Source organism: Pseudomonas pergaminensis (assembly GCF_024112395.2).
In the GTDB taxonomy this organism is placed as follows: domain Bacteria; phylum Pseudomonadota; class Gammaproteobacteria; order Pseudomonadales; family Pseudomonadaceae; genus Aquipseudomonas; species Aquipseudomonas pergaminensis.
On sequence record NZ_CP078013.2, the window covers coordinates 3,172,574 to 3,197,993 of the forward strand.

At 55.6% G+C, this 25,420-nt stretch carries 20 protein-coding genes and 3 pseudogenes; 9 read left to right on the forward strand and 14 right to left on the reverse strand.

Annotated elements, in window-relative coordinates; genetic code table 11:
- Nucleotides 1-120 precede the first annotated feature (120 nt).
- The 12 genes and pseudogenes from KUA23_RS14300 to KUA23_RS14350 all read right to left on the reverse strand — a co-directional run bounded on the left by KUA23_RS14300 (nt 121) and on the right by KUA23_RS14350 (nt 12,832).
- Nucleotides 121-1,308 (reverse strand): STY4528 family pathogenicity island replication protein, encoded by a 1,188-nt coding sequence (locus KUA23_RS14300; protein WP_080758239.1) that lies wholly within the window; start codon nt 1,306-1,308, stop codon nt 121-123.
- Nucleotides 1,305-1,853, reverse strand: coding sequence for a DUF2857 domain-containing protein (locus KUA23_RS14305; protein ID WP_068934431.1), 549 nt, complete (start codon nt 1,851-1,853; stop codon nt 1,305-1,307). The genes KUA23_RS14300 and KUA23_RS14305 overlap by 4 nt, the downstream gene beginning before the upstream one ends.
- Nucleotides 1,850-3,433: a ParB family protein gene (locus KUA23_RS14310; RefSeq protein WP_252994193.1), complete on the reverse strand. Its 1,584-nt coding sequence runs from the start codon at nt 3,431-3,433 to the stop codon at nt 1,850-1,852. Before KUA23_RS14310 ends, KUA23_RS14305 begins: the two co-directional genes overlap by 4 nt.
- 306 nt (nt 3,434-3,739) lie before the next feature.
- Entirely contained in the window at nt 3,740-4,582 is an 843-nt protein-coding gene (locus KUA23_RS14315; protein WP_034103278.1) for a ParA family protein, read from the reverse strand.
- 4 nt (nt 4,583-4,586) lie between these two features.
- Nucleotides 4,587-4,817 carry an AlpA family transcriptional regulator gene (locus KUA23_RS14320; protein ID WP_034103277.1) on the reverse strand — a complete coding sequence of 77 codons (231 nt, stop codon included), beginning with the start codon at nt 4,815-4,817 and terminating at the stop codon, nt 4,587-4,589.
- A 112-nt stretch (nt 4,818-4,929) separates the two neighbouring features.
- On the reverse strand, nt 4,930-5,679 hold the full coding sequence (locus KUA23_RS14325; RefSeq protein ID WP_034103275.1) for a hypothetical protein: 750 nt from the start codon (nt 5,677-5,679) through the stop codon (nt 4,930-4,932).
- A gap of 369 nt (nt 5,680-6,048) precedes the next feature.
- Nucleotides 6,049-7,026: a GlxA family transcriptional regulator gene (locus KUA23_RS14330; RefSeq protein ID WP_252994194.1), complete on the reverse strand. Its 978-nt coding sequence runs from the start codon at nt 7,024-7,026 to the stop codon at nt 6,049-6,051.
- A 489-nt stretch (nt 7,027-7,515) separates the two neighbouring features.
- On the reverse strand, nt 7,516-8,355 hold the full coding sequence (locus KUA23_RS30315; protein ID WP_428847460.1) for a methyl-accepting chemotaxis protein: 840 nt from the start codon (nt 8,353-8,355) through the stop codon (nt 7,516-7,518).
- Between the two features lie 18 nt (nt 8,356-8,373).
- Nucleotides 8,374-9,393, reverse strand: a pseudogene (locus KUA23_RS30320) (HAMP domain-containing protein); the annotation flags it as partial.
- Between the two features lie 82 nt (nt 9,394-9,475).
- Complete coding sequence (locus tag KUA23_RS14340) at nt 9,476-10,582, reverse strand: NAD(P)/FAD-dependent oxidoreductase (RefSeq protein WP_034103271.1); 1,107 nt, start codon at nt 10,580-10,582, stop codon at nt 9,476-9,478.
- Nucleotides 10,583-10,596: 14 nt separating this feature from the next.
- Complete coding sequence (gene gabD, locus KUA23_RS14345; protein WP_252994196.1) at nt 10,597-12,048, reverse strand: NADP-dependent succinate-semialdehyde dehydrogenase; 1,452 nt, start codon at nt 12,046-12,048, stop codon at nt 10,597-10,599.
- Between the two features lie 46 nt (nt 12,049-12,094).
- Nucleotides 12,095-12,832 carry an SDR family NAD(P)-dependent oxidoreductase gene (locus tag KUA23_RS14350; protein ID WP_034103269.1) on the reverse strand — a complete coding sequence of 246 codons (738 nt, stop codon included), beginning with the start codon at nt 12,830-12,832 and terminating at the stop codon, nt 12,095-12,097.
- 325 nt (nt 12,833-13,157) lie between these two features.
- On the opposite strand from KUA23_RS14350, the gene KUA23_RS14355 reads away from it, so the two are divergent.
- From KUA23_RS14355 to KUA23_RS14390, 8 genes and pseudogenes are all read left to right on the forward strand, one after another.
- The gene (locus KUA23_RS14355; protein ID WP_034103268.1) at nt 13,158-14,249 is read left to right on the forward strand and encodes an ABC transporter ATP-binding protein; all 1,092 of its coding nucleotides are present in this window, start codon (nt 13,158-13,160) and stop codon (nt 14,247-14,249) included.
- A 38-nt stretch (nt 14,250-14,287) separates the two neighbouring features.
- Nucleotides 14,288-15,316 (forward strand): ABC transporter substrate-binding protein, encoded by a 1,029-nt coding sequence (locus KUA23_RS14360; protein WP_052211074.1) that lies wholly within the window; start codon nt 14,288-14,290, stop codon nt 15,314-15,316.
- Between the two features lie 59 nt (nt 15,317-15,375).
- Nucleotides 15,376-16,638, forward strand: a complete 1,263-nt coding sequence (locus KUA23_RS14365) for an ABC transporter permease (RefSeq protein WP_346356409.1) — start codon at nt 15,376-15,378, stop codon at nt 16,636-16,638.
- 5 nt (nt 16,639-16,643) lie between these two features.
- On the forward strand, nt 16,644-17,471 hold the full coding sequence (locus tag KUA23_RS14370; protein WP_241770413.1) for an ABC transporter permease: 828 nt from the start codon (nt 16,644-16,646) through the stop codon (nt 17,469-17,471).
- Between the two features lie 44 nt (nt 17,472-17,515).
- On the forward strand, nt 17,516-18,265 hold the full coding sequence (locus tag KUA23_RS14375; protein ID WP_252994197.1) for an electron transfer flavoprotein subunit beta/FixA family protein: 750 nt from the start codon (nt 17,516-17,518) through the stop codon (nt 18,263-18,265).
- A gap of 2 nt (nt 18,266-18,267) precedes the next feature.
- On the forward strand, nt 18,268-19,200 hold the full coding sequence (locus tag KUA23_RS14380) for an electron transfer flavoprotein subunit alpha/FixB family protein (RefSeq protein ID WP_034103259.1): 933 nt from the start codon (nt 18,268-18,270) through the stop codon (nt 19,198-19,200).
- Between the two features lie 110 nt (nt 19,201-19,310).
- A pseudogene (locus tag KUA23_RS14385) lies at nt 19,311-20,389 on the forward strand (IS3 family transposase); the annotation flags it as partial.
- A 51-nt stretch (nt 20,390-20,440) separates the two neighbouring features.
- A pseudogene (locus tag KUA23_RS14390) lies at nt 20,441-21,656 on the forward strand (IS3 family transposase).
- A 44-nt stretch (nt 21,657-21,700) separates the two neighbouring features.
- Here the strand turns inward: KUA23_RS14390 and KUA23_RS14395 are convergent.
- Nucleotides 21,701-23,071 (reverse strand): aspartate aminotransferase family protein, encoded by a 1,371-nt coding sequence (locus KUA23_RS14395; protein ID WP_034103255.1) that lies wholly within the window; start codon nt 23,069-23,071, stop codon nt 21,701-21,703.
- Nucleotides 23,072-23,232: 161 nt separating this feature from the next.
- Between KUA23_RS14395 and KUA23_RS14400 the strand changes: the two genes are divergently transcribed.
- Nucleotides 23,233-23,895: a GntR family transcriptional regulator gene (locus tag KUA23_RS14400; protein WP_034103253.1), complete on the forward strand. Its 663-nt coding sequence runs from the start codon at nt 23,233-23,235 to the stop codon at nt 23,893-23,895.
- A gap of 265 nt (nt 23,896-24,160) precedes the next feature.
- Here KUA23_RS14400 and KUA23_RS14405 read toward each other — a convergent pair whose 3' ends face one another.
- Nucleotides 24,161-25,411 (reverse strand): GGDEF domain-containing protein, encoded by a 1,251-nt coding sequence (locus tag KUA23_RS14405; protein WP_241770412.1) that lies wholly within the window; start codon nt 25,409-25,411, stop codon nt 24,161-24,163.
- Between the last annotated feature and the right edge of the window lie 9 nt (nt 25,412-25,420).

Below are 25,420 nucleotides of genomic sequence, written 5' to 3' on the forward strand. Positions count from 1 at the left end.
ACGGGAACGTTGCGACAGATGAAGGTCAAGGACAGCCGAAAAGTTGAATGCGGTGTGTTCGGTTTGGTTCGAGACGGTTGATTTTCGACACGCTCGACAGTGATGCCAGTGGCATCAAATTTACTGACGTCCAGGGCGTTTGCTGCGCAGCTGGCGCAACTCATCCAGGCACGCTTGGGCGAGGGCAGAGGCGGGTTCACCCTTTTTCCTAGGTGGGCGTGAAGGGGTGGGTAGCGATTCTGCCATGGGTAACGATTCAGCCTGACCTGCCCAAAGGTGGAAATCGCCTTTGAGCGCCCGCTGGATCAGGCCCATCAGATACGCCGCCGGTTTGCGGACGCTGCCTGCCGCACACCGCGCCCCCGCTTCGTTGAGCACCGCCTGCCGATCTGCTGGTTTTAGCTTGTTTAGCGTCACGGTGACGGCCTGCCGCTCGCTCGGACTCAGGTGCAGCGGATCAGGCCAGTGCAGGTTATCCACCGCTGGGGTCGCGCGCGGTACCGTACAAATACTTTCTTTTAATACAGTACAGGCGGCATTCGGATTCCGAACGGTGCCGGAAACATGGGGGTTCAGACCCGGTTCGGAATCCGAACGAGGTCCCGCACGATTCCGAACGGGGTGGTCGCCACCCAGTTCGGAATCGTGCAGCGCTTCATCGGGCGCCTTATCCAATCGTTGTTTTGTCCAGTGGTCGCCCCAACTGTCGAGCCGGGTGGGGAGCCGACCCAAATCGATATTGGTGTCCTGACGAATTTCTTCCAAAACATGCCGAGCGACAATTCGCACAGCCTTGGTTGCATGATCGAGGGCGTGTCCGACCAGCTCCAGGTAATCCTGATCCAGCTCCATGGCTTCGGCGGGGGTTAACGGTTCATCGTGCAGTACGTACAGAGAACCTTGCAGGCGCCCGCTGAGCTGATCGCGGCCACGACTTACCAAGCTGAGCCAGCGGGTCAGCCGGAGCATCGTCAAAACGCGAGCGATGGTTTCACGAGAGGCTGACGCACCGTAGGGCACGCTCGACAAGTAAGGTTGCAGATCTTCATAGCGCGGCGTGACCACACCCTGGCCTTGCAGCATGAGTCGAAATACTTGCCATGCATTACGCTCCAATGGCGTCAGCCGACAATCCAGCAGCAAGCGACGCGGCACGACTTCGTGTGATTGGCCACTGAACAAAAAGCCCGCCTGCAGGGCCTGGTTGGAAGGATGTTCAGTGGTGGGGCGTGCGGGCCAACGTTCACTTAGTTGCTGGGTGCATTGCAGCAGAACACGCTGCCAGCGACTGGAAGGGGCAGTGTTCATGTTCCGTTGCTGTAATGGTCGATCTGCTGCCAAACGATGGTCAAGCTGATCTGTTGCTCCTCTGCCAACATCATCATGGCGTCGAGCTGATCCTCAGCACCGTCCTCAGCGCGTAGTTGGCACCAACGCTGCCAGAGCGCATGTTCCTGCGCTTCGCTCAAGTTCTGAGGGCGGCCCTTACGGGTTTCTATCTTGAGCAGACGTCGGCGCAGGGCGGTTTCCGAATGCGCCAAGCCGAAGTACTGATACATGATGGTACTGCTGGCACCGAGCTTGAGCGCTCGGTTGATCAGGCGCTCGTTCTGTTCGTCACGTTCGGCCTGGTCGATCAACCGATGCAACACCGGCGAATCAATCTTGACCTCAACCCAGGGGACGGTGGCATGGGCCAGGCGTGACAATGTGGTCGGTGGTAATGATTGCAGCAGGTAGATGTCCTCTTCACCCAGTCCGAGTGCTTTGCAGCGCTGCAGATTACCCAAACGCAACTCGTGAAGGACCTGGGTCAGCATGGCCTGATTGAGCACGTTGAAGGACAGGTTCATGGCAGCTCCCTTGGTGAATCGTCTTCAGGGGGGAGCGTCAAGTCGATCAGGCGCCGGGCTAAGCGAATGAGGCGATACAGTTTGATTAGCAGACCGTCCGGCAGTCGCTCCAGCCCTACGTCCATGGCGGGACGATCTGTCAGCGGGAGTTGATAGACCCCCAATAACAGCTGCCCGAACAGAGCTGAGGGAAATTGCTTGCGATCCTCCCAGTTCACTTCGTCTTGGGCACGCAGCAGGGCCAAGAGCAATAGGTGAACGCCGGCCGCACGAGGCTCTGAAAGATCAAGTTGCTCGATGTTCAGGTCAAAGCCCAGGCCATTTTTCTGGTCGATGATGCTCTCGGGATGTCCAGCATAGGCCGCCATTTCCCTAGTCAGGCCGGCAATGGCTAAACGCAGTTGTTCGGGGGTATCCAGTGTTGGTGCGATGATCCAGATGTCTTCGATCGGGCAGGTTGCGACGGTCTGTGCTGGTTCGGAGGCAGTGGCGCGATCAATCTGTTCGCGGATCTGCTGGACACGTGACGGAGGGCTGGCTGCTGATACCAGGGTCGTTTCGGGCAGCGTGAGCTGCTCCTCTCGCTCTGTTCCGATCTGCGTCCTGGTATCAGTTGATTTGGAATGCGGCTTGGAAGGGGGAGGCTCGGCCGCGGGCTCAACGACGGTCGTCAGAAGGTTGTTCTGCGGGGGCGTGACGACCACGCCGGGCGTCTGGATAACCCGTTGGGTATCGCCCAGCTCGAGGGCCAACATGCGGTAGGACTTTCCGAGTAAGCGGCTCATGCGTTCGAGCAGTTCATCTTGGACTCGCTCAAGATCAAATGACTCGGCGTCGGTATCAAATTGGCCCAAGGTGTCGAGCCAAAGCTCGGGAAAAGCGATGGCGTCGGTTGGATAACGATTCCAGGTTCTTTCAGCCTGGCCACGCAGACCAATCAGGCGTTCAATTTTTGGTTTCCCCAACCCGGCATACAGGGTTTGTGGAATGGCGGGCAATAAATGTTGAAGAGTGTCCAGCATCCGGCTGATGTGCGACTGTGAAATGGGGTAGCCCCCACCAGCTAGGCGTCGCGCCAGCTCACGTTGTGAGAGTGTTGCGCCATCTGATTCAAGCATGGTCTTGAGTTTGGCCACTGCCTGAGCACGCTCGATGAAGGTGAGCTGACCGTGCAGATCGCTTTCGGCCAGATGGCCGAGGAGGGCGCTGATTTCATCGGTCCAGGGACGGAACAGGCAATGGATGCGGAAGAAACGCTCGTCGCGGGTTTCCTGCCACAGCTCGCCGAGAATCGCCAATCGTGTATTGCCGCCGTTGCGGATGATGAAGTGGGTTTCACCCGGGCGGCGGGTAATCGGTGGCGGTTGATCCAGCCCCCGTTCACGGATCGAAGCCTTGATATCGTCGTAGAGCGGATTACGGATGAAGCGCGGGTTGTGTTCGTAGGGCCGCAGTTCCTCCAGCGTGACCAACATAGGCGTGTCTGTAAGTGGATCGGACAGCCGCTCCAACTCCGGCCCACGAGGGAAGTGGTCCTGGTGAAGTTTGTCGGTGATCTCCTCCTGGCTGAGCTTCTTCATTTGAATAGCCTCAGTTAACGCCGGTTACGCAAATGGTCACCGACCTCGAACTTAACGATCTCGGCTGTACCCGAACCTTCGACGTGCCCAGAAAGTTCCGCGAGAAAACGACTCATGGCCGAGCGCCCGCGCTCTAGGCGAAAGACCACGGTGCAGTATTCCTCGCTAGGTAGATGATCTTGTCGACTGGCGGGCTGAACGATGGTGGGAAACTGATCCAACAAAAGACTCCTCGCCAAACGCTGTTGGCCCTCAATGTTGATCGAACAGAATCTCCTCTCGAGAACTACGGCTTGGTGATTCATTTCATTGAGCCTCCGCGCGCTTGCTTACAGTAGAGATTGCTGTGTGCCATTCCGGGAACAATTCGATGGCCAGTGCTTGCATGGTTTCCAATGCCGATGGCGAGCGTCGTTTATGGGACCGGCGCGTCTCGATCCGGTGGGCTGGCAGACCGAGGGAGGCAGCATTGAGATACGCCACTGCGTCTGGAACTACGGTATCTAGCACCGAGATATTGGTAGCTCCAGCGAAGGTATCGCGCAGACCGCTCATGATCATCCTGGTGTCAATTCTAATGGCGTTCACCTGATTCAGTAGCAGTCGCAAGGAGGGTGGTGGAATGCCCATGTGGCGGAACGGTTCGAGTTCGCTGAGCAGCTTCAAGGTCCCACGGTGCAGTTCGCGGGCGGCGAGCATTTCCGGGGTAATGGGAGAAACGGCAAGATCGGAGGCTAGGATGGCCATTTCAAGCAGCACGCTACGTGCGCCTTGGGTGTCGATCAACAACAGGTCGTAACGGGGGCGGAAATGGTCGAGCACATTTCTCAGCCGTAATCGCCCATCCGCGGCGTGGAGCAGTAAAGTGATTAGTCGACCTTGATCGTCGTTGGAGAAGATCAGGTCGAGTCCGGCGACCGCCGTCGTGGAAATTATCTGCGTGGGATCTGTTTGGTTGAGCGCGATGAGTTCGTACGCACCGGCGATAGCCTCGTGATTCAAGGCGTAATAGCTGGAGAGGGTCGGTTGGCTATCCAGATCGAGCAGCAGGACGCGTAAGCCCGCATCCGCCAGCAGACCGCCGAGATTGGCTGTAACAGTGGTCTTTCCGACTCCGCCTTTGGTAGAAACCACCGTGACTACGCGCATGGCATCAGGCCTGTTGGTCCAAGCGATCAACGACCCACTGCTCTATCTCCAGCGAGTCCCAGCCCACAGCGCGCAATCCAATGCGTTTAGCCTGAGGAAATTTTCCTTCCTTCATCAGGTTGTAAATGTGCGCACGCTTGAAGCCGGTTTTTCGCTCCACCTCGTCACGCCGCATGATGTGACGCTCCACCTGCAGTTGAGGTGCTTCAACGATGGGTAAGGATTGGCTGGGCATGCTGGTCACTCCTGGCGCCGATTGGCGCGTAGTGGGAAGTGATCAGAATTGAATAACAAAAAATGGCCACGAGTCATTGCGCCGCAATAGGAATGCTTGCGGTGCAATTGCCTCATTGCATAAGGAGGCTTCGTTTACCGGCAGCAAACTTTTCGTCCAACGTACGTTTGGTTATTCCGGGAATATTTTTATGGTGAGCGGTTAGCGCGTCAACGATGGCTGCTTGCGAGCGGAAAACTGAAAACGGTTTTCCAGACGGGGATTCATTGAGAAAAAGATTGACCATCGCTCCAATTATGTGTAGGTAAATGGATTCGCTACGATCGCTGACTTTGCTATTGGTCTTGAGCAAATTATGAATATTTTTTCTTTCTAGTCCGATGGCTTCCAGATCGCTAAGTAATTGCTCATGAGCTGCCTCCAAAGCCTTTAGCTTTACTTGCAATGCTTCTCGATCCGCTTGCAATTCTAAGTATGTGTTAATGCTGATACCTTCTTGCTGATTGGGAATCCTCTCAAAAAGAAACGTTGGTCGTTGCTCGGGATAAAACCGCGACATCCAGATTTTTAGATCAATGTGGCGAACGGTTATATGGTCGAGTTCAACCGGAGTGCCCATGATCACAGGTGCGCCGAAACAACCATAGGCGAGCTCGCCGTGTCGAATAGCATCAAGAATTTTTTCGATATTCATATGTAGACATGGCCACTGCGGAAATTTTTCCTTGAGCTTGTTCGGGAATTGCTGCATTGCCTCGAGTATTTCAGTTTCATAATTCATTAAGTTACACCAGCGCAATGCAGCTTCTACAGGTCTGTAAAATAGCTTTGCATCAGGGTTGTAGTCGTTGGTTGTATGCATGAAAAGTCACTCCCTTGGGTTGTTTTGCTCCATGAGTAGTGAGTACGTTGCTTTTACGCGTGCAGGTAGATAGTTAAATGCGAATGTCGTCATCAATATTGCTGAAAATTATTCGTCATTCGGCAACCATGGGCCTAAGTGCTAACGGGGAATTTCCCGGTAAAAAAATTTAGTGAGAACAATGGATAATATAAGGAAAATTCTCGAGGAGAAATGACAAAATATTGATGGTTTCAGCCAAGGGGATAACTGGGCTTGGCCTACGGCTACCAATCTTTTAGCGCCTGGTATGGACGTATATCTTTTTGGTCGTTTTTCAGTTCGTCGTTTTAGAGAGGGCGATATGAGAGATTCTGAAATTTGAAAATGTTACTGTGTTGATTTTAAATGTGAGCGAAATTTCTTAGGGGTAATGCCAAAGCGTCTTGCAAATTTTCGAATAAGCGTCGACTCGCTTCCCAGGCCGCAATGTTGGGCTATTGTTTTAAGTGGGCTGTTTGAGTATGCAAGTATGTCAAGGGCTGCTTCTAGCCGTATTATGTCTACCATTTTTCCTGGCGTCTTACCAGTTGACTCTGTGTATTTGCGTGTAAAGGTTCTTTCACTCATTTTCATAAAATTTGCGAGTGCTGGCACTGATAAGTTAGTGCTCAAACTCCCATGAATCCATGCATGCAAATCTGAGAATTGACTACTTTTTGATTGTAGATTAAGCAAAGAGCTAAATTGATTTTGATTTCCTGGGCGCTTGAGAAAAATTACCAGATGGCGTGCAATCTCAAGCGCGACTGAATACCCTAGGTCCTCCTCGACGATTGATAGCGCTAAGTCAATTCCTGATGCAATACCCGCGGATGTCCAAATGGGGCCATCATTGATATATATAGGTCCGCGTTGTATTAATGCTGAGGGGCAAATTTCCTCAAGTTCGTCATAGGCGGACCAGTGAGTAGTTACTTTTCGTCCATCTATTTTTCCCGCGCGGGCTAGTGCGAGTACTCCTGTGCCGACGGATATCAAACGCTCGGCTTTGTTCGCATGCTTTACAAAGTGGGTATGAAACCTAGGGTCTTTACAGAAATTCTGTATTCCCGGTCCTCCGGGTATGATTAAAGTGTGCGGAGTGGAAGTGTCTGGTTGTAAAGTTTCAGTCTCCATTGAGGTATGATTCCATACGTCAGTTTTTTTGTTTAATGCTAGTATTGAAATTGTATACGGTTCGTGCCCTAGGCGGGCTAAGCGATTGGCTGCCGAAAACACCTCGATCAGGCCTGCCATGTCAAGAAGATTTAGTCTCGGATGAATGAATAAGTGTACTGATTTAATATGCATAGATTCATGATGCATGATATTGAGCTCTCAAGTTCAAAGGTGCTACTCGCACCTAATCACCCTGATCAACAATGGAAAAGGAAGTTTTTAAAGCGCGGGCAGACCGTTTTACATTGAGTATTGGGCTACTTCGAGTATCTGTAGTGTCTAGCGCGCTTTTTGGTTGATATAATATTTTCGTTGTTGTGCTCAATCTCGTGGCGCTGTTGTGATTTAGAGTGGAGGAATTAAGCGAATGGTTAATTTTTTCATCAGAAAGAAACAGCATTAGATCTGCTGGTGCTTGGTTTGTTAATGATAATATGTTTGTTTGGGGTCCGAGTAGAGATAATCTGCACCATTGGTGGGTTGCTCTTTGGCATTATTACGCCTATGCAAGGTGCAACTGAAATGATCGTTCTACGGCAAGTCCTGAGGTGACATGAACGTCTTGCCAGTAATTAACCAGGATCTGGGCGTTAGGTGTGATCATTGTCGCAGCCGAAATTCCTAAGGCTGAATTGTTCAGACACGAAAAGAACCAACGAGCTGAGACAGACCGGAGAACTGCAACCGCAGTTGTTCACAGGCCGTCAGTGTGGCATTCAGGCTGTCGACGGATTGGCCGTTGAGCGTATTGATTTCAACGATGTCGACGTTGAGCAACTCGATCACCGATGTCTGCTCCTCGGTCGCCGCCGCCACTGACTGGTTCACGCCATCGATGAGCGTGATGCCCTGGGTCACCGCATCAAAACGTTCACCGGCTTGCGTAGCGATCGAAATACTCTGCGCGCTGTACTGCTGGCTTTCATTCATGGTGGTCACGGATGAACGGGAGTCCGATTGAAGTTCTTCAATCATTTGCTGGATTTCCTCTGCCGAAGACTGTGTCCTGTGGGCAAGGCTTCGGACTTCATCGGCGACCACGGCGAAACCGCGGCCGGCTTCTCCCGCACGGGCGGCTTCGATGGCTGCGTTCAAAGCCAGCAGGTTGGTTTGCTGGGAGATGCTTTTGATGACTTCGAGGATCTTGCCGATATCGACAGTCCTGCCACTCAGGACTTCGAGCCGGCCGGAGGACGTGTGTATTTTTTCAGACAGTTCGTTGATCGCGGCAAGCGTCTTACTTAGGACGATCTGGCCTTCCATCGCCTGGGACTTCGCCGTTGACGCCTGCACGGAGGCGGAGGAGGCATTCCTGGCGATTTCCTGGGCGGTGGCGCCCAGCTCATTGAGCGAGGTGGCGATGCTGTTGCTGCGCTGGTTCTGTTCGTCGCAACTGCTCAGCGATACGATGGAACTGCTGTGCACCTGTTCGACCATCTGCTTCAAATGTCGAATGGTGGAGGCGACTTCGAGCATCGAGCGATGGATTCGCTCGACAAAGGTATTGAAGGATTGGGCGACGGTACCGAATTCGTCGCGGCTTTGCGCGGACAGGCGCAAGGTCAGGTCACCTTCACCCTCGGCGACTGTGTGCATCGCTTTGCCCAGGGTTCGCAGGGGCCTCATCAAGATGTGCATCAGGCTGCCGAGCAAGCCCACGATGATAGCGACGGTAATGAGCGTCGCGAACACGGCGGACCTGCGCAACTCGCCCAGGGCCGCATACGCCTTGTCGTGGTCGATGGAAATGCCGATGTACCATTGCGCGCCCGACAGCCCGCGAATCGGGGTGAAGCCTATGATCTGTTCATGGCCGTCGAGCATGACGGTGTTGAAGGGGTGCTCCAACCGGGGAGGGTGGTCGCCAAACACCTCAGGGAGGGTTTTCATCAAATGGTCGCGGTTTGGGCTGACCAGGATCTTGCCCTGGGCGTTCACCATAAAGGCATAGCCCAGCCCATTGAGGTCCAGGCCGCCGATCATTTTGGTCAAGGCATCCAGGCTAAGGTCACCGCTGGCGACGCCAATCAGTTTGCCATCGCTGTTCAACGGCGTATTGATTGAAAGCACCAGTTGATGGGTGGATTGGCTGACGTAGGGGTCGCTCAGGTTCAGGGTATTACTCGTCGCCGTATCTTTGTACCAGGGGCGGGTGCGTGGGTCGTATTGGTCGGGCAGGGCGGTCACCGGTTCCATGACCACGCTACCGTCGGCCAAGCCAATGAAGTTCTGCAGGAATTCACTCGCCAGTGCCTTTTGCGAGATCAACGCCTTGATATGTTCCGGGTGCGGATTCAGGGCGATGTTCTGGCTCAGGTTCTGAATCATCAGCAAGCGCCCTTCGAACCAGCTTTGCACATGGTTGGCGGTGCTTTGGCCGCTATCGTTCAAGCGCGCCTGCAGGGTGTTCATGATGTAGCGCTCTTGAAGCTGCAAGCTGTAAGTCGAAAAGGCTGCAAACGCCAGTGTGACGACCGAGACGGCGGCCAGCAGTATCTTATGACTGAATTTCATCGGCAATGCTCACCTGCAAGGAGAGGGGACGCGGCCTCGCCGACATGGTGGTGCGACTGTAGCCACTCTCGGGAAATACGCACTAAATATCAATTAGCTCGCGCACATGCTCGGCAATCGCCAGGCACGACGTCAGGCCCGGTGACTCAATGCCGAACAAATTGATCAGCCCCGGTACACCATGCTCGCGCTGGCTGCTGATCACAAAATCGCTGGCCGGCTCGCCCGGTGGCGAGATTTTTGGACGAATCCCGCTGTAGCCCGGTTGCAGACTGTTATCCGGCAAATCGGGCCAGTAGCTGCGGATGGCCGAATAGAAACCGTCCGCGCGTGCCGGATCGACCTGGTAGTCCTCGGTGTCGACCCATTCGGTGTCCGGGCCGAAGCGCGCCTGGCCACCCAGGTCGACCGTCATGTGCACGCCGAGACCATCTGCTTCCGGTGCCGGGTAGATCAGGTGCGTGAAGGGCACGCGCTTTGAAACGCTGAAGTAGCTGCCCTTGCACAAATAGTCGCGTGGCACCTTGTCTGGCGCCAACCCTTCGATGGATCTTGCCAGTGCCGGCGCATGAAGCCCCGCCGAATTGATCAGCCTGCGACAGGAGAGCTGTATGGGGGACTCCCCACCGATGTCCAGCAAGAAACCGTCCGCTGTGACTTTGGCTCCGATCAGTGGCGCGTGAAACGCGATACTGGTGCCGGCCGCTTCGGCATCTCCTTGCAGCGCCAGCATCAGCGCATGGGAGTCGACGATGCCGGTGGACGGCGAATACAACGCCGCGATGCATTCAAGCGCGGGCTCCAGTGCAGTGGCCTGGCTGCGATCAAGCAGGCGCAAATCATTCACACTGTTTTCAAGCCCACGCTTGAGCAAGCATTCCAGCTGAGCGACTTGCGCTTCCGTATTGGCAACGATCAACTTTCCGGTTCTGCGCGTATCGACCCCATGACTGAGACAATACGCGTAGAGGGCATGTCGGCCCTCGACGCAGAATCGGGCTTTCAGGCTCCCGGGCGGGTAGTAGATGCCCGCGTGGATAACCTCCGAGTTGCGCGAGCTCGTGCCGATACCGATTGCCTCGCCAGCTTCTATCACCAGCACTTCATGGCCGGCCCGGGCCATTTCGCGTGCCACGGCAAGCCCTACCACGCCAGCGCCTACGACTACGCAATCAATATCGACACTCACGTCACGACTCCTTCTCAGATGCCGCCCAGGCACATGTATTTGATTTCCAGATAATCATCGATGCCGTATTTGGAACCTTCACGACCCAGGCCGGACGCTTTCATACCGCCGAAAGGCGCGGTTTCAGTCGAGATAATCCCGGTGTTGATGCCGATGATCCCGTATTCAAGCGCTTCGGCCACGCAGAACACCCGCGACAGGTCGCGAGCGAAGAAATACGCCGCCAGGCCGAACTCGGTGTCATTGGCCTGTGCAACAACATCCGCTTCGCTGGTGAAGCGAAACAGCGGTGCCAAGGGGCCAAAGGTTTCTTCGCGTGCAACCAGGGCGGTCTTGGGCACGTCCACCATGATGGTCGGTTCGAAGAAGTTGCCGCCCAACGCATGGGGTTTGCCGCCCTGGATCACACGTGCACCCTGGGTGATTGCATCGGCAATATGTTCCTGAAGCTTCTGCACCGCTTTTTCATCGATCAGCGGGCCGGTCGTGGTGCCTTCGTCCAGGCCATTGCCCAGACGCAGCCTGGCGACGGCAGCCTGCAGTTTTTCGGCGAAGGCATCGTAGATGCTGTCGTGGATATACAGGCGGTTGGCGCACACGCAGGTTTGCCCGGCATTGCGGTATTTGGACGACATGGCGCCTTCGACGGCCGCATCCAGGTCCGCGTCTTCAAACACTATGAACGGCGAGTTTCCGCCGAGCTCAAGCGAAACCTTCTTGATGTCCTGGGCGCATTCGGCCATCAACTGACGACCAATCTCGGTCGAGCCGGTGAATGACAGTTTGCGAACAATCGGGTTGCTGGTCAGTTCTGCGCCGATTTGCGCCGCAGAACCGGTCACCACGCTGAGCACGCCGTCAGGAATGCCGGCGCGGGAGGCCAGTTCTGCCAGGGCCAAAGCGGAGAAAGGCGTCTGGCTCGCCGGTTTGATCACCATGGTACAGCCCGCGGCCAACGCCGGGCCCGCTTTGCGCGTGATCATGGCGCATGGGAAATTCCACGGTGTAATCGCGGCCGTCACGCCGATAGGCTGCTTGATCACCAGCAGGCGTTTGTCCGGTTGGTGGCCTGGAATGATGTCGCCATAGACGCGTTTGCCTTCCTCGGCAAACCATTCGATGAAGGATGCGGCGTAGGCGATTTCGCCTTTGGCTTCGGCCAGGGGTTTACCCTGTTCCAGCGTCATCAGGCAGGCCAGGTCGTCCTGGTTGGCGATGATCAGGTCGAACCAGCGGCGCAGTACGGTGGCGCGGTCCTTGGCGGTGCGTGCGCGCCAGGCCGGCAGTGCCTGTTCGGCGGCTTCGATGGCGCGGCGTGTTTCGGCGGCGCCCATTTTGGGTACCTGGCCGAGTATTTCGCCCGTCGCCGGATTGTTTACGTCCACGTGCTGTTCATTGTCCGCGTCGGTCCAGACGCCGGCTATATAGGCTTGTTGGCGGAACAGACGGCTATCACGCAATTTCATAAAAACTCCGGTTGGACGTTTTGCAAAAGGGAAAGGAATGACCCGCTCAAACGTGCTGGCCACCGTTGACCTGGATCTCTGCGCCATTGATGTAGGAGGCACCTGAGGTACACAGGAAATGAATGAGAGACGCCACTTCTTCCGGCTTGCCAAGCCGATGCATTGGAATGTTGCGTTCAACAATGTCCTGGGTGCCGGGGGAGAGGATCGACGTATCGATTTCCCCAGGGGCGATAGCATTCACCCGAATGCCGTGCTGCCCATAGTCGTAAGCCATTTCTCGAGTCAACGCGGATAAGGCTGCTTTCGACGTCGCATAAGCGACCCCGGCGAACGGGTGGACTCTTGAGCCTGCAATCGAGGTGACGTTGATGATGGTGCCTTGCGCCGCTTTCAGCTCAGCGAACAAACCCCGAGCGAGCAGCGCGGTGGAAAACAGGTTGACGTTGAAGACCTGCAGCCAGGTGGCATAGTCGGTTTCCAACACGCCGAGTCGGCCGCCTTGCGGTCCTTTAGGGCTCATGCCGGCGTTATCGACTAGTGCATGCAGCTTGCCGTCACCGAGTTTTTCTTTGATCAGGTCGATGCTGGCTTCAATGCTGCCAATGTCCTCGAGATCCAGATGGATGTGGTTCTCCTGACCGTCCGCCCAGGGACATTCGGTCGCCCAGCTTTGGCGGGAGGCGGTGAAAACGCGCCAGCCCGCTGCATTGAAGTGTTTGACCGTTGCATGCCCGATGCCTCTGCTGGCGCCTGTCAGCAGCAGGGTTTTTTTCTCACTCATGGGACGTCCTCAATCGGTGCGGGTTGTTGATGTTTGATGCATCATGTTTAAAAAAATCTGTACTGTCAACCGGTTCTTCTATGCTTCGCACGGCGCGCCTAAGCGGTGCGTACACGCCTTTCATTGCACGTGCGAGTGCCAGGCCCCTTGGATGTTACGGCAGCGTTCAAGTGTTTTTCGCACCTAACATCTGTGGCCACGTTGGCACTCTTTATGCTGAAATCCTGAAATATAAAACATGATGCATCATCATTGAAGATGTGCTTAAAATGAAGCCGTGTAACCCTGAACGACATATCCAAAACAATAATAAGCAGGTGCAGCCATGAGCATTGCCCCCCCTTATGTACGCTTCAGAGGCGTGCAGAAGAGCTATGACGGCGAACAGTTGGTGGTCAAAAAGCTTGACCTCGACATCCAGCGGGGTGAGTTCCTTACCTTGCTCGGGCCTTCGGGCTCTGGAAAAACCACCAGCCTGATGATGCTGGCAGGCTTCGAAACGCCCACCGAAGGCGAAATTCTGCTCGACGGCAAGCCGTTACATACGGTGGCGCCGCATCAGCGTGGGATCGGCATGGTGTTTCAAAACTACGCACTGTTTCCCCACATGACGGTGGCGGGCAACCTCGCATTCCCTCTTAAAGTTAGGCGAATGAGTGCCGTCGATATCGACGTGAAGGTCAAGCGTGCTTTGGAAATGGTCCAGCTCGGTCACCTCGCGCAACGCTACCCGGCGCAGTTATCCGGTGGGCAACAGCAACGCATCGCACTGGCGCGTGCGCTGGTGTTCGAGCCCAGTCTGGTGCTGATGGATGAGCCCTTGGGGGCGCTGGATAAACAGCTGCGTGAACAGATGCAGTTGGAAATCCGACGCTTGCATCGCCAGTTGGGCTTGACCGTAGTGTTCGTCACCCATGATCAGGCGGAAGCCTTGACACTCTCTGACCGTGTCGCGGTTTTCAATGATGGTGTGATTCAGCAAATCGACACGCCCAAAGCGCTCTATGAGCACCCCAACAATTCTTTCGTGGCTCACTTCATCGGTGAAAACAACGCGCTGCCGGGGACGGTTGTTTCGGTTTCCGGTGCAGAGTGTCGCGTGCGCCTGGCGGATGGTTCCGAGGTCGGCGCCCGCGCTACGACTGTTCTGTCTGCCGGTGATTCCACATCGTTGTCGATCCGTCCTGAACGGGTCGGGCTGAACAAACCGTCCGCCAATAGCCTGCCGGGACGCATTGAGGAGCTGATTTATCTGGGCGATCACGTTCGGGTGCGGCTCAACGTTGTCGGGCACCAGGCGTTCACCGCAAAAGTCCCTATCGCTGAAATGCACGATGACTGGCTGACCGGTCATACGTTGCCTGTCGGCTGGTTCAGTCACGACGCCAGTGCGCTCGATCCATTGGCCCATTACTGAAAAAAGCGTTGCCCAAAACACTGCTGAGGAGCGTTCCCATGTTCAAGAAAATCGCGGTATTGGCGTTGATGGCTGGCGTAGCAAGCCAGGTGCAGGCTCAACAGCTCACGGTTGTGTCGTTCGGAGGGCTTAATAAGCAAGCCCAGGAGAAAGCGTTTTACCAACCGTTTTCCAAGGCGAACGACGTCAACATTGAGGCGGGTGAGTTCAACGGCGAGATGGCTAAGATCAAAGCCATGGTGGAGACCGGTCAGGTCGGCTGGGATGTGGTCGAGGTTGAAAGTCCGGAGTTGGTGCGCGGGTGCAGCGAGGGGCTGTTCGAACCCTTGGACTGGGCAAAGCTGGGCGACAAGAGACAGCTGGTCGATTCGGCGGTGAGTGAGTGCGGGGCAGGCATTTTCATCTGGTCCACGGTGTTGGCTTACGATTCCAAAAAACTCGCCAGGGCCCCCATCGGTTGGGCGGATTTTTGGGATTTGAAGACCTATCCAGGCAAACGTGCGCTACGCAAAAGCGCGAAGTTTACCCTTGAAATTGCATTGTTGGCCGATGGCGTTTCCCAGGGCCAACTCTACAACGTGCTGGCCACGCCCGAGGGCGTCGACCGGGCCTTTAAAAAGCTCGATGAAATCAAGTCGAGTATCCAGTGGTGGGAAGCCGGCGCTCAACCGATGCAGTGGCTGGTTTCCGGCGACGTGGTCATGACCTCCGCCTATAACGGGCGCGTCACCGCAGCGCAGAAAGAAGGGCACCCGTTCTCGATCGTCTGGAATGGCAGTCTTTACGACCTGGATAGCTGGGCGATCGTCAAGGGGTCGAAGAACAAGGCGTTGGCCGAGCAGTTCATCGCATTCGCCAACCGTCCCGAGAACCAGAAAGTCTTCGCCGAAACCATTCCCTACGGGCCGACCAACACGCTGGCCATTGCGCAGATCGACGCCACGGTGCGCCCCGATTTGCCAACCGCTCCCGCTAACCTCAAAGGCGCACGCGGGGTAGATACCGATTTCTGGATCGAACACGGTGAAGAGCTGGAGCAACGCTTCAACGCCTGGGCGGCGAACTAATCAGCCACCACCGGCCTCATCTGTTTGAAGCCGGTTCAGCCTTATACTTGGAGACCAGCATGTCAGAAGTCAGCCTGACGGCTATCGATCATTCAACCGATAAGGGCGCCTCTCTCAAGCAGCGATTGCTGCATGCCGAACGTGCCTACCGTAAGCGATCCGTACTGCTGATCGCGCCGCTTTTGATATTTCTACTGATCAGCTTCGTGTTCCCGATCGGCAACATACTGTGGAAGAGCCTCGACAACCCGGAAGTCAAACGGGCATTACCCACGACGCTGCAGGCGTTGCAAGACTGGGACGGCGAAAGCCGGCCGGATGAGAAAGTCTTTTCGTCGTTGGTGATGGACCTGAAAACCGCCAAGGCCGAGGGGCAGACCCCAGGCTTGATCAAGCGGCTGGGTTATGAAGACGGTCGTTATCGCACGCTCCTCAACATGGCCTTGCGCAAGTTGCCGAATAACGACGCCGAATCGATCAGTCGGGCGCTCATCGCTCAATCGACGCTTTGGGCGGAGCCGAGTACTTGGCGCAGTATCCAGCGCGCAGGGCGCCCGCTCACGGCGTATTACGTGCTGGCTGCGTTCGATCATCAGGTGGATGCCCAAAGCGGTGATATTGTCGAGCTGCCCAAGGGGCAGGCGCTGTATCTGTCAGTGCTGATGCGCACACTTTGGATGGCCAGCGTGGTCACGCTGCTGTGCGTACTGTTCGGTTACCCGGTGGCCTATTGGCTGGCCAAGCAACCGAGCAGCCGCGCCAACCTTCTTCTGATCATGGTGCTGCTACCGTTCTGGACCTCTTTGCTGGTGCGTACGGCGGGCTGGATCGTGCTGCTACAGAACGGCGGGTTGATCAACAGTTCACTGATCGGTCTCGGGCTCATCGAGCACCCCTTGCAGCTAGTATTTAACCGAGGGGGGGTCTACATCTCCATGACCCACATACTGCTGCCCTTTGTGATCCTGCCGCTCTATGCAGTGATGAAAGGCATCTCTCCCAACTACGTCCGCGCAGCCGTTTCACTCGGGGCGCATCCGTTCCGCGCGTTCTGGTCGGCCTACGTGCCGCAGACCTTCGCGGGGGTTACGGCAGGTGCGTTGCTGGTCTTCATCATGGCTATTGGGTACTACATCACGCCCGCGTTGCTGGGGGGGCCGGGTGATCAGATGCTGAGTTATTTCGTCGCGTTCTACACCAACAGCACCATCAATTGGGGGATGGCCGCGGCGCTGGGGAGCCAGTTGCTGATCATCGTCTTGCTGTTGTATTGGGTGTATTCGCGCATCACCCGTTCAGCCAACCCCGCCCAACGTGCATGAGGTGTTTGATGAATCATCATTCTACAGTGGTCGAGCGCCTCTGGTCGCCGATCTTCAGTGTATTCAGCTTCAGCCTGCTGGTTTTTCTGGTGGTGCCGATCCTGGTAATCGTACCGCTGTCTTTCAACGAAGGGTCGTTTCTCAGTTATCCGTTGAGCGGTTTCTCATTGCGCTGGTATCAGGAGTTTCTCGGTTCCCAGGAGTGGATGCGGGCACTGCGCAATAGCTTGATTATCGCACCGGCAGCCACGTTGCTGGCCACCGCGCTCGGCACCCTGGCCGCCGTGGGCCTCGCCCGCGGCGAGTTCCGTGGTAAGGGGCTGGTGATGGCCGTATTGATTTCGCCGATGATCGCGCCCGTGGTGATTATTGCGGTGGCGCTCTACTTTTTTTTCGCCCAATTGAATTTGCTCAACAGCTACCTTGGCCTCGTGCTGGCTCACGCTGCGCTCGGAGTGCCCTTCGTAGTGATCACCGTGGCGGCGACGTTACAGGGCTATGATCGGAATTTTTCCCGTGCAGCCGCCAGTTTGGGGGCACCGCCGTTGTTGGCGTTTCGCAAGGTCATGCTGCCGCTGATTGCGCCCGGCGTGATCAGTGGGGCCTTGTTCGCGTTTGCCACCTCTTTCGATGAGGTGGTGGTGACGCTTTTTTTGGCCAGCCCCGCCCAACGCACGTTGCCGATGCAAATGTTTGGAGGCATTCGCGAGAACCTCAATCCCACCATCGCTGCGGCGGCGACCTTGATGGTAGGTGCGTCAGCCGTGCTGTTACTGCTGATGGAGTGGTTGCGTCGGCGCAACGAAAAACTTCGCGGCAGCAGTACCGTTTGACACGTTATCCCGACCCACCCTGGCTATGCTTACTGAGGTAATTGATGAAGGTCCTGGTCTCTGTAAAGCGAGTGATCGACTATAACGTCAAGGTTCGCGTCAAAGCGGACAACTCTGGCGTCGACCTCGCAAACGTAAAAATGTCGATGAACCCTTTCTGTGAAATCGCCGTGGAAGAAGCCGTACGCCTGAAAGAGAAAGGCGTGGCGACTGAAATCGTCGTGGTTTCCATCGGCCCGACCACTGCCCAGGAGCAACTGCGTACCGCTCTGGCACTGGGCGCCGACCGCGCCGTGCTGGTTGAGTCCGCTGAAGAGCTGACCTCCCTGGCCGTGGCCAAGTTGCTCAAGGCCGTTGTCGACAAGGAACAGCCTTCGCTGGTGATCCTCGGCAAACAAGCCATCGACAGCGACAACAACCAGACTGGCCAGATGCTGGCTGCACTGACCGGTTACGGCCAGGGCACCTTCGCTTCCAAAGTGGAAGTGAGCGGCGACAGCGTTGCCGTGACCCGCGAAATCGACGGCGGTGCACAGACGGTTTCCCTGAAACTGCCGGCCATCGTCACCACCGACCTGCGTTTGAACGAGCCGCGCTACGCGTCCCTGCCAAACATCATGAAAGCCAAGAAGAAGCCTCTTGAAGTGCTGACTCCGTACGCTTTGGGCGTTTCCACCGCCTCTACCAACAAGACCGTCAAAGTCGAAGCGCCGGCTGCACGCAGCGCGGGCATCAAGGTCAAGTCGGTGGCTGAACTGGTCGAGAAACTGAAAAACGAAGCGAAGGTAATCTGATCATGACTATCTTGGTAATCGCCGAACACGACAACAAAGTGCTGGCCCCGGCCACGCTGAACACCGTGGCTGCTGCTGCCAAAATCGGCGGCGACATCCACGTTCTGGTTGCAGGCCAAGGCGCTGGCGCCGTGGCTGAAGCCGCTGCGAAGATTGCTGGTGTGAGCAAAGTCCTGAACGCTGACAACGCCGCTTACGCGCATCAGCTGCCGGAGAATGTTGCGCCATTGGTTGCAGAGCTCGGCGCTGGCTACAGCCACATCCTGGCCGCCGCCACCTCCAACGGCAAAAACATCCTGCCACGCGTTGCCGCGCAGCTGGACGTTGACCAGATATCCGAGATCGTTTCGGTTGAAAGCGCCGACACCTTCAAGCGCCCGATCTATGCCGGTAACGCCATTGCCACCGTGCAATCGACCGCTGCCATCAAAGTCATCACCGTGCGCGCCACCGGTTTCGACCCGGTTGCCGCTGAAGGTGGTTCGGCTGCCGTTGAAGCCGTCTCCGCTGCCCACGACGCTGGTACCTCCAGCTTTGTCGGCGAAGAGCTGGCCAAGTCGGACCGTCCTGAGCTGACCGCTGCCAAGATCGTCGTTTCGGGCGGACGTGGCATGCAGAACGGTGACAACTTCAAGCACCTGTACGCCCTGGCCGACAAGCTGGGCGCTGCGGTCGGCGCTTCCCGCGCTGCCGTCGACGCAGGTTTCGTACCCAACGACATGCAGGTCGGCCAGACCGGCAAGATCGTCGCGCCACAGCTGTACATCGCGGTCGGTATCTCCGGCGCGATCCAGCACTTGGCCGGTATGAAAGACTCCAAAGTGATCGTTGCGATCAACAAGGACGAAGAAGCGCCGATCTTCCAGGTGGCTGATTACGGCCTAGTGGCGGACTTGTTTGACGCGGTGCCGGCGTTTCTGGCTGAGCTGAACTGAAGACGGGTTGTCGAAGCAAAAAAAGGCCGGGTTCACACCAGGCCTTTTTCATGGTGCTGTCCCGTCCCGAATAAGGTTTACACCTTCTGACCTTTCTTCAGGAGGACTCAATGGATACGAGAAAAAGGCGCAGCCAACGCGATTACACGATAGCTTTTAAATTGTCGGTCGTAGACAAAGTCGAAAAAGGCGAGTTGAGTTATAAAGAGGCTCAACGGCGCTTTGGCATTCAGGGCCGGTCCACGGTACTGGTTTGGCTACGCAAGCATGGCCGACAGGACTGGAGCCAATGCGCCTCAATCCGAGCGCCGCGGAGCAGGCCGATGACCGACCCCAACCTCCCGCTGACACCCGAGCAGCGGATTAAAGAGCTTGAAGAACAGTTGGCGCTGAGCAATCAAAAGGCCCAGTTCTTTGAAGCTGTCGTGAACGTCTTGAAAAATGATTACGGTGTGTCCATCGTAAAAAAGCGACCCGGCAACTCCTCTCGCAAGGGCAAATCCAAGACCTGAGGATTACCAGGGCTTGCCTGTTCATGGGAATTTCGCGCCAAGCGTATTACAAACGTAACCGAGCCGTTGATGCGAGAGCTCACCAAGACCAGCAAGTAGTGGACTTTGTTCTGGAAAAGCGGCGTCGCCAGCCGAGGTTAGGCACGCGCAAGCTGCATTATCTGATGAGCACTGAGGCTGAAGCGCAGGTAATTGTTGGTCGAGACCGTCTTTTTTCCATCTTGCGCGAAGCGCGAGAGCTGGTTCCTCGAAAGCGTGCTTATCATAAAACTACGCATAGCCATCATCAGTTCCGCCGCCATCCCAACCTGCTCAAAGCAGGCCCGGAACAAGTTGTCGCTGGCAGGCCCGAGCAGGTTTGGGTTGCAGATATTACCTATCTGCCCACGCGGGAAAGTGTTGTTTACGTCAGCCTGATAACAGACGCGTACTCACGCAAGATCGTGGGTCATCATGTGCATGACAGTCTGCATATGGAGTCGTTGGTCAAAGCATTGCAGAAAGCTGTTAGCCAGCGAAAATCCATGCAGTCGCTGATCCATCACTCGGATCGCGGGGCCCAATACTGCTCCGACCTGTACCAGCGAATGCACGCCAAGCATGGGATCAAGTGCTCAATGACTGACGGCTACGATTGCTATCAGAACGCGATGGCAAAGCGGGTAAATGGGATTTTGTCCCGTCCTGAATAAGGTTTACACCTTCTGACCTTTCGTCAGGAGGATTCAATGGATTCGGGCAAAAGGCGCAGTCAGCGCGACTACACATTAGCCTTTAAATTATCAGTGGACAAGGTTGAAACAGGCGAGTTGGGTCATAAATAAGCCCAACGGCGCTATGGAATCCAGGGCCGGTCGACAGTACTGGTGTGGTTACGCAAGCAGGGTCGGCAGGATTGGATCCAAGGCGCATCAATTCGAGAGTCGAGGAGCAGGTCCATGACCGAACCGACCCTCCCGCTGACACCCGAGCAGCGAATCAAAGAGCTTGAAGAACAGCTAGCACTGAGCAACCAAAAGGCTCAGTTCTTTGAAGCCGTCGTTAACATTTTGAAAATGACTGCGGTGTTTCTGTCGTAAGAAAGCGACCCGGCAAGTCCTCTCGCAAGGGTAAATCCAAGACCTGAGTATCAGTAGGGTTTGCCTGTTCATGGGTATTTCGCGTCAGGCGTACTACAAGCGTAATCGCGCCTTTGACGCGCGAGCCATCCAAGATCAGGAGGTGGTGGATTTCGTCTTGGAGAAGCGGCGTCGCCAGCCAAGCTGGGCAGGCGCAAGCTGCACTATTTGATGAGCGCCGAAGCACCTGCATCATTGTGCGTGGGCAGAGATCGTCTATTTTCCATCCTGCGTGACGCGCGCGAGCTGGTCCCGGGCAAGCGGGCTTATCACAAGGCCACTCATAGCCATCATCGCTTTCGCCGCCATCCCAACCTGCTTAAAGCAGGCTCGGAACAAGTTGTAGCCAACGGGCCCGAGCAGGTCTGGGTTGCAGACATAACCTATCTGCCAACGCAGGAAAGCGTGGCCTACGTAAGCCTTGTAACCGACGCGTACTCACGCAAAATCGTTGGCCACCATCTGCATGAAAGCCTGCATACCGAGTCAGTGATTAAGGCGCTGGAAAAAGCGGTGAGTGAGCGAGATACCGAACAAATGCTGGTTCATCACTCAGATCGTGGAGCCCAGTACTGCTCCGACTTGTATCAGCGGCTACATACGAAACACGGAATCAGGTGCTCAATGACCGATGGCTATGATTGCTATCAGAACGCTATGGCGAGCGAATAAATGGGATTTTGAAAACCGAGTTTTTACTCCGTCGGCCTAAAATCTGGCAGAAGGAGTGAAGATGGTGGGCGAGTCGGTGCTGATCTACAACAAAGAGCGGCCGCATGTGGCCTTGAAATACAAAACGCCCGATGCGATGCATCGGGCGTTTTGAGACTGAAACAGTTGTAAACCTATTTCAGGACTAGACATGCTCACTTAGCCATTGACCCATTTGCTGGTGTCGTCCAATGCCATGCCGAACCGATCCACGATTGACCGCACCTCATCCTCACTGATGATCAGCGGAGGGCAGAAAGCGATGGCGTCGCCCATGTTGCGCGTGATCATGCCATGCGCCTGGGCACGCCCTGCCAGATAGCGTCCCAGCGTGCCTGGCGCGTCCAAGGGGGCCTTGGTGGCGCGGTCAGCGACCAGTTCGACGGCTGCGATCAGGCCCGCCCCCCTGATCTCACCGACCAACGGATGATCGCCGAAACGTTGCAACTCTCTGTGCAGGAGTTCACCCACCTGCGCGGCATGCGCCACGAGATTTTCTTCATCAATGATTTTCAGGTTTTCCAGCGCGACGGCTGCCGCCACGGGATGTCCGCCGCCGGTAAAACCATGGCCCAGTGCGCCGAAGGACTTGGTCTGGTCAGCGATGCCTTGATACACCCGCTCATTGAGCAGAATGGCCGATATCGGCTGGTAGGACGACGACAGTTGTTTGGACAGAATCATGATGTCCGGCTCAATGCCGAAGGTCTGGCTGCCGAACATAGTACCGGTACGGCCGAAGCCACAGATCACCTCGTCGGCGACAATCAGAATGTCGTGCTTGCGGCACACACGCTGGATTTTTTCCCAGTACGTACGTGGTGGCACAATCACGCCACCGGCCCCCATCAAGGGTTCTCCGACGAATGCCGCGATGGTTTCCGGACCCTCTTTCAGGATCAACGCCTCCAATTCAGCCGCAAGTCGATCAGCAAATTGCTCCTCGGTCTCATGCGGCAGCGCATGGCGGTAATGGTGCGGGCAGCCGACGTGCAGGAAGCCTGGCAACGGGACGTCGAAGCCGCGCTGGTTGGCCGGCAGGCCCGTGAGGCTGGCACTGGCAAGCGTAATGCCGTGGTAGCCGCCGATTCGGCTGATGAATTTTTTGCGGGTCGGTTTGCCCTGGGCATTATTGAGATACCAGACCAACTTGATCACGGTGTCGTTGGCCTCGGAGCCGGAGTTGGTGAAGAACACCTTGCTCATGGGCACCGGTGCCATGTTGATCAGCTTCTCCGCCAGCTCGATGCTGGGGGCGTGGGCTTTATGACCAAACAGGTGGTAGAAGGGAAGCGTAGACATCTGTTTTTCAGCCGCCGCCACCAGTCGCTTGTTGCTGAAGCCCAGGGCCGCGCTCCATAGCCCGGCCATGGCCTCGATGTAACGTTTGCCGTTTTCGTCGATGACGAACACCCCGTCCCCTCGATCAATCACCAATGGCCCCTGTTCCTCGTGAGCCCTGGCGTTTGTGTAGGGGTGCAATTGATGACGCATGTCTTTGTCGGCTAGAGAGGAACGTGTCGTGGTCATGATGATCTCGCTGTTTTATGGGACCGCTAACTGAAGCATAATGCATGATGCATCATGTTGTGTAGCTGGTTTTTTCTCCATAAAACCGCGATGATGCAGCCCTGTGCTGTCGGGGCCTTGTTTCCCGCCAAATAGAGCCTCTCCCTCCATTCGGATCTGATATGAGCTACCCCATCGGTGAAATAAAACACGCGTATCTCGGCACCAGCGTCTATTCATCTCTACGGGAAGCGTTGGTCACGGGAAAGCTCAAGCCCGATGACAAACTTCGCATTCGTGACCTGGCCATGCAGTTGGGCACCAGCGTCACCCCTGTGCGCGATGCGATTCTTCAGCTTGCGAAAGAGCAAGCGTTAGTCATGAAGACGCCTAAGGACATACGCGTTCCGATCTTGACAAGCCAACAATATTTGGAAATTCGCGCTGTGCGGCTTGCCCTTGAGGGGTTGGCTGCGGAGACGGCGGCGAGCCTTGTCACCGATGAGGATTTGGAGCGTATTGAGGCCAACATCAAGGCCAACCTTGACGCAATTCATCGTGAAGACATGAGCGAAGCGTTGAACCTCAACCAGACGTTCCACTTCTTCTTTGCCGACATCGCTCAAATGCCGCTGTTGCGAGGCTTTCTGGACAGTCTATGGATGCGCACTGGGCCACTGCTCGCACTGGCCTACGATCACTTTTCGGAGCAGATGGCGATCGAGCACCACTGGGAAGTGTTGGCGGCCCTGAAGAACCGTGATGGGGTTGCCGCCAGGCAGGCGATCTGTACGGACATTCTCGATGGCAATGAAATGATGCTGGAGTTTATCAAGACACAGTAGGTGGCGGTTTCACTAACTTCGGTGGTTTGCTCGGCCGTGCCTGCATTCTGTTCTGCACAGCTTCGTGCTCTCCGAGTCGAATTCTTTTTTCTGTGTTTGAACTGACCCCGCACAGTTGGACGATTGCCTCTCTACGCCTGAGCGGCTTGAGTCCTGTATTCAACAGGCTCAGGCCGCTTAGCTTCAGTCTGACGCGCGATAGATTGTCATACTGGATGTACTCATCAATGCCTACGGGTTCGGTTCATCTCTAGCCACCCGAGACTCATCCAAATCGGAAACAGTTCTTGCCCGCAGATTTTGCACTATACATCGCGACATCCGCTTTGGATAAAATCTGTTCAACACACCCAAGCTCTGAGGTGTAAGTCGCGGTAATGCCGATGCTGACGCCGAGACCTTGATATTTCGCGTCTTTACTCGTGTAATCTTCGAGGCTTTTTATAATGCGTTCAGCAATGAGTGAAGCGGATATCTTGTCGGTATCGGGCATCACTACGACGAACTCGTCACCGCCTATGCGTGCCACTGCGTCACCCTTGCGTACCACCCGGGTGACCATTTCCGAGAAAGAAACTAATACACTGTCGCCGGTGGCGTGCCCATTAGCATCATTGATTTTTTTGAACCCGTCCAAATCCAGACAAAGTACACAAACGTCACTGTTGCCATTGGCTTTCGAATCACATATCGCCGTTATCCTATTCAGGATTCCTAAGCGGTTCAGCACGCCGGTCAGTTTGTCATGGGTGGCGGAATGTGTACTCTGTGCTTCTGAAATATAGGCTTTCGTCAGGTTTTCATTGAGGTTGTTCAACAGTACCCACAAGCCGGTGAGGTACATGGGCGCTTGCAGAATCAGCACCCGCAACATCGGTTCCGGTTGGAACAGCGTGGCCAATTTCATTGGTATGTCCGTGAGCAGGATTTGTGTAAATGCATAGCGGGGTATGCCTTGGTTTCTCATGGCTATCGCCCCATTCATGCTGACCGTCGATGTGCATGCGAGGACTTGAAGTACCGGGTCCTGGCTGATGATGCATTCTGCGGTACCAATGCCTATTTCGGCGGCCCAGACCAAACCCAAGAGCAGAGAAAGGTCCGTTGCGTAGCGAGGCCTGGATTTGCCGCCGGCAATAAATCTCTGAAGCACAAACCAGCGGGTGATCCAAATCACAACGTCGGTGGCTAACCAACTGATGAAGAACGGCGTGGGGTGAAGTATGACTGCAACGCTGCATATGAGCAGCGTGTTCATCCCTGCTACGACTAGCGCGGCGCGAGAGGTAAAGGGACCTTCAAGTAGCTTTAGGCGTATGTTCCGATCCATGCTTTGGTTGTCTTTCACAAACCAGCGGATAAACCGTGTAGTGGGAAAAGAGTGAAGATTTGGCATAGGGCTAGTCCGCCATAAAGCGACAACAGATGATGGCCTTTTAGCACTATACCCGAGCACGGATTGGATGGCTTTAAATACCGCAACGAGGACATGAATACGGTCGGGGCTGGCGATCATCAGACTGGC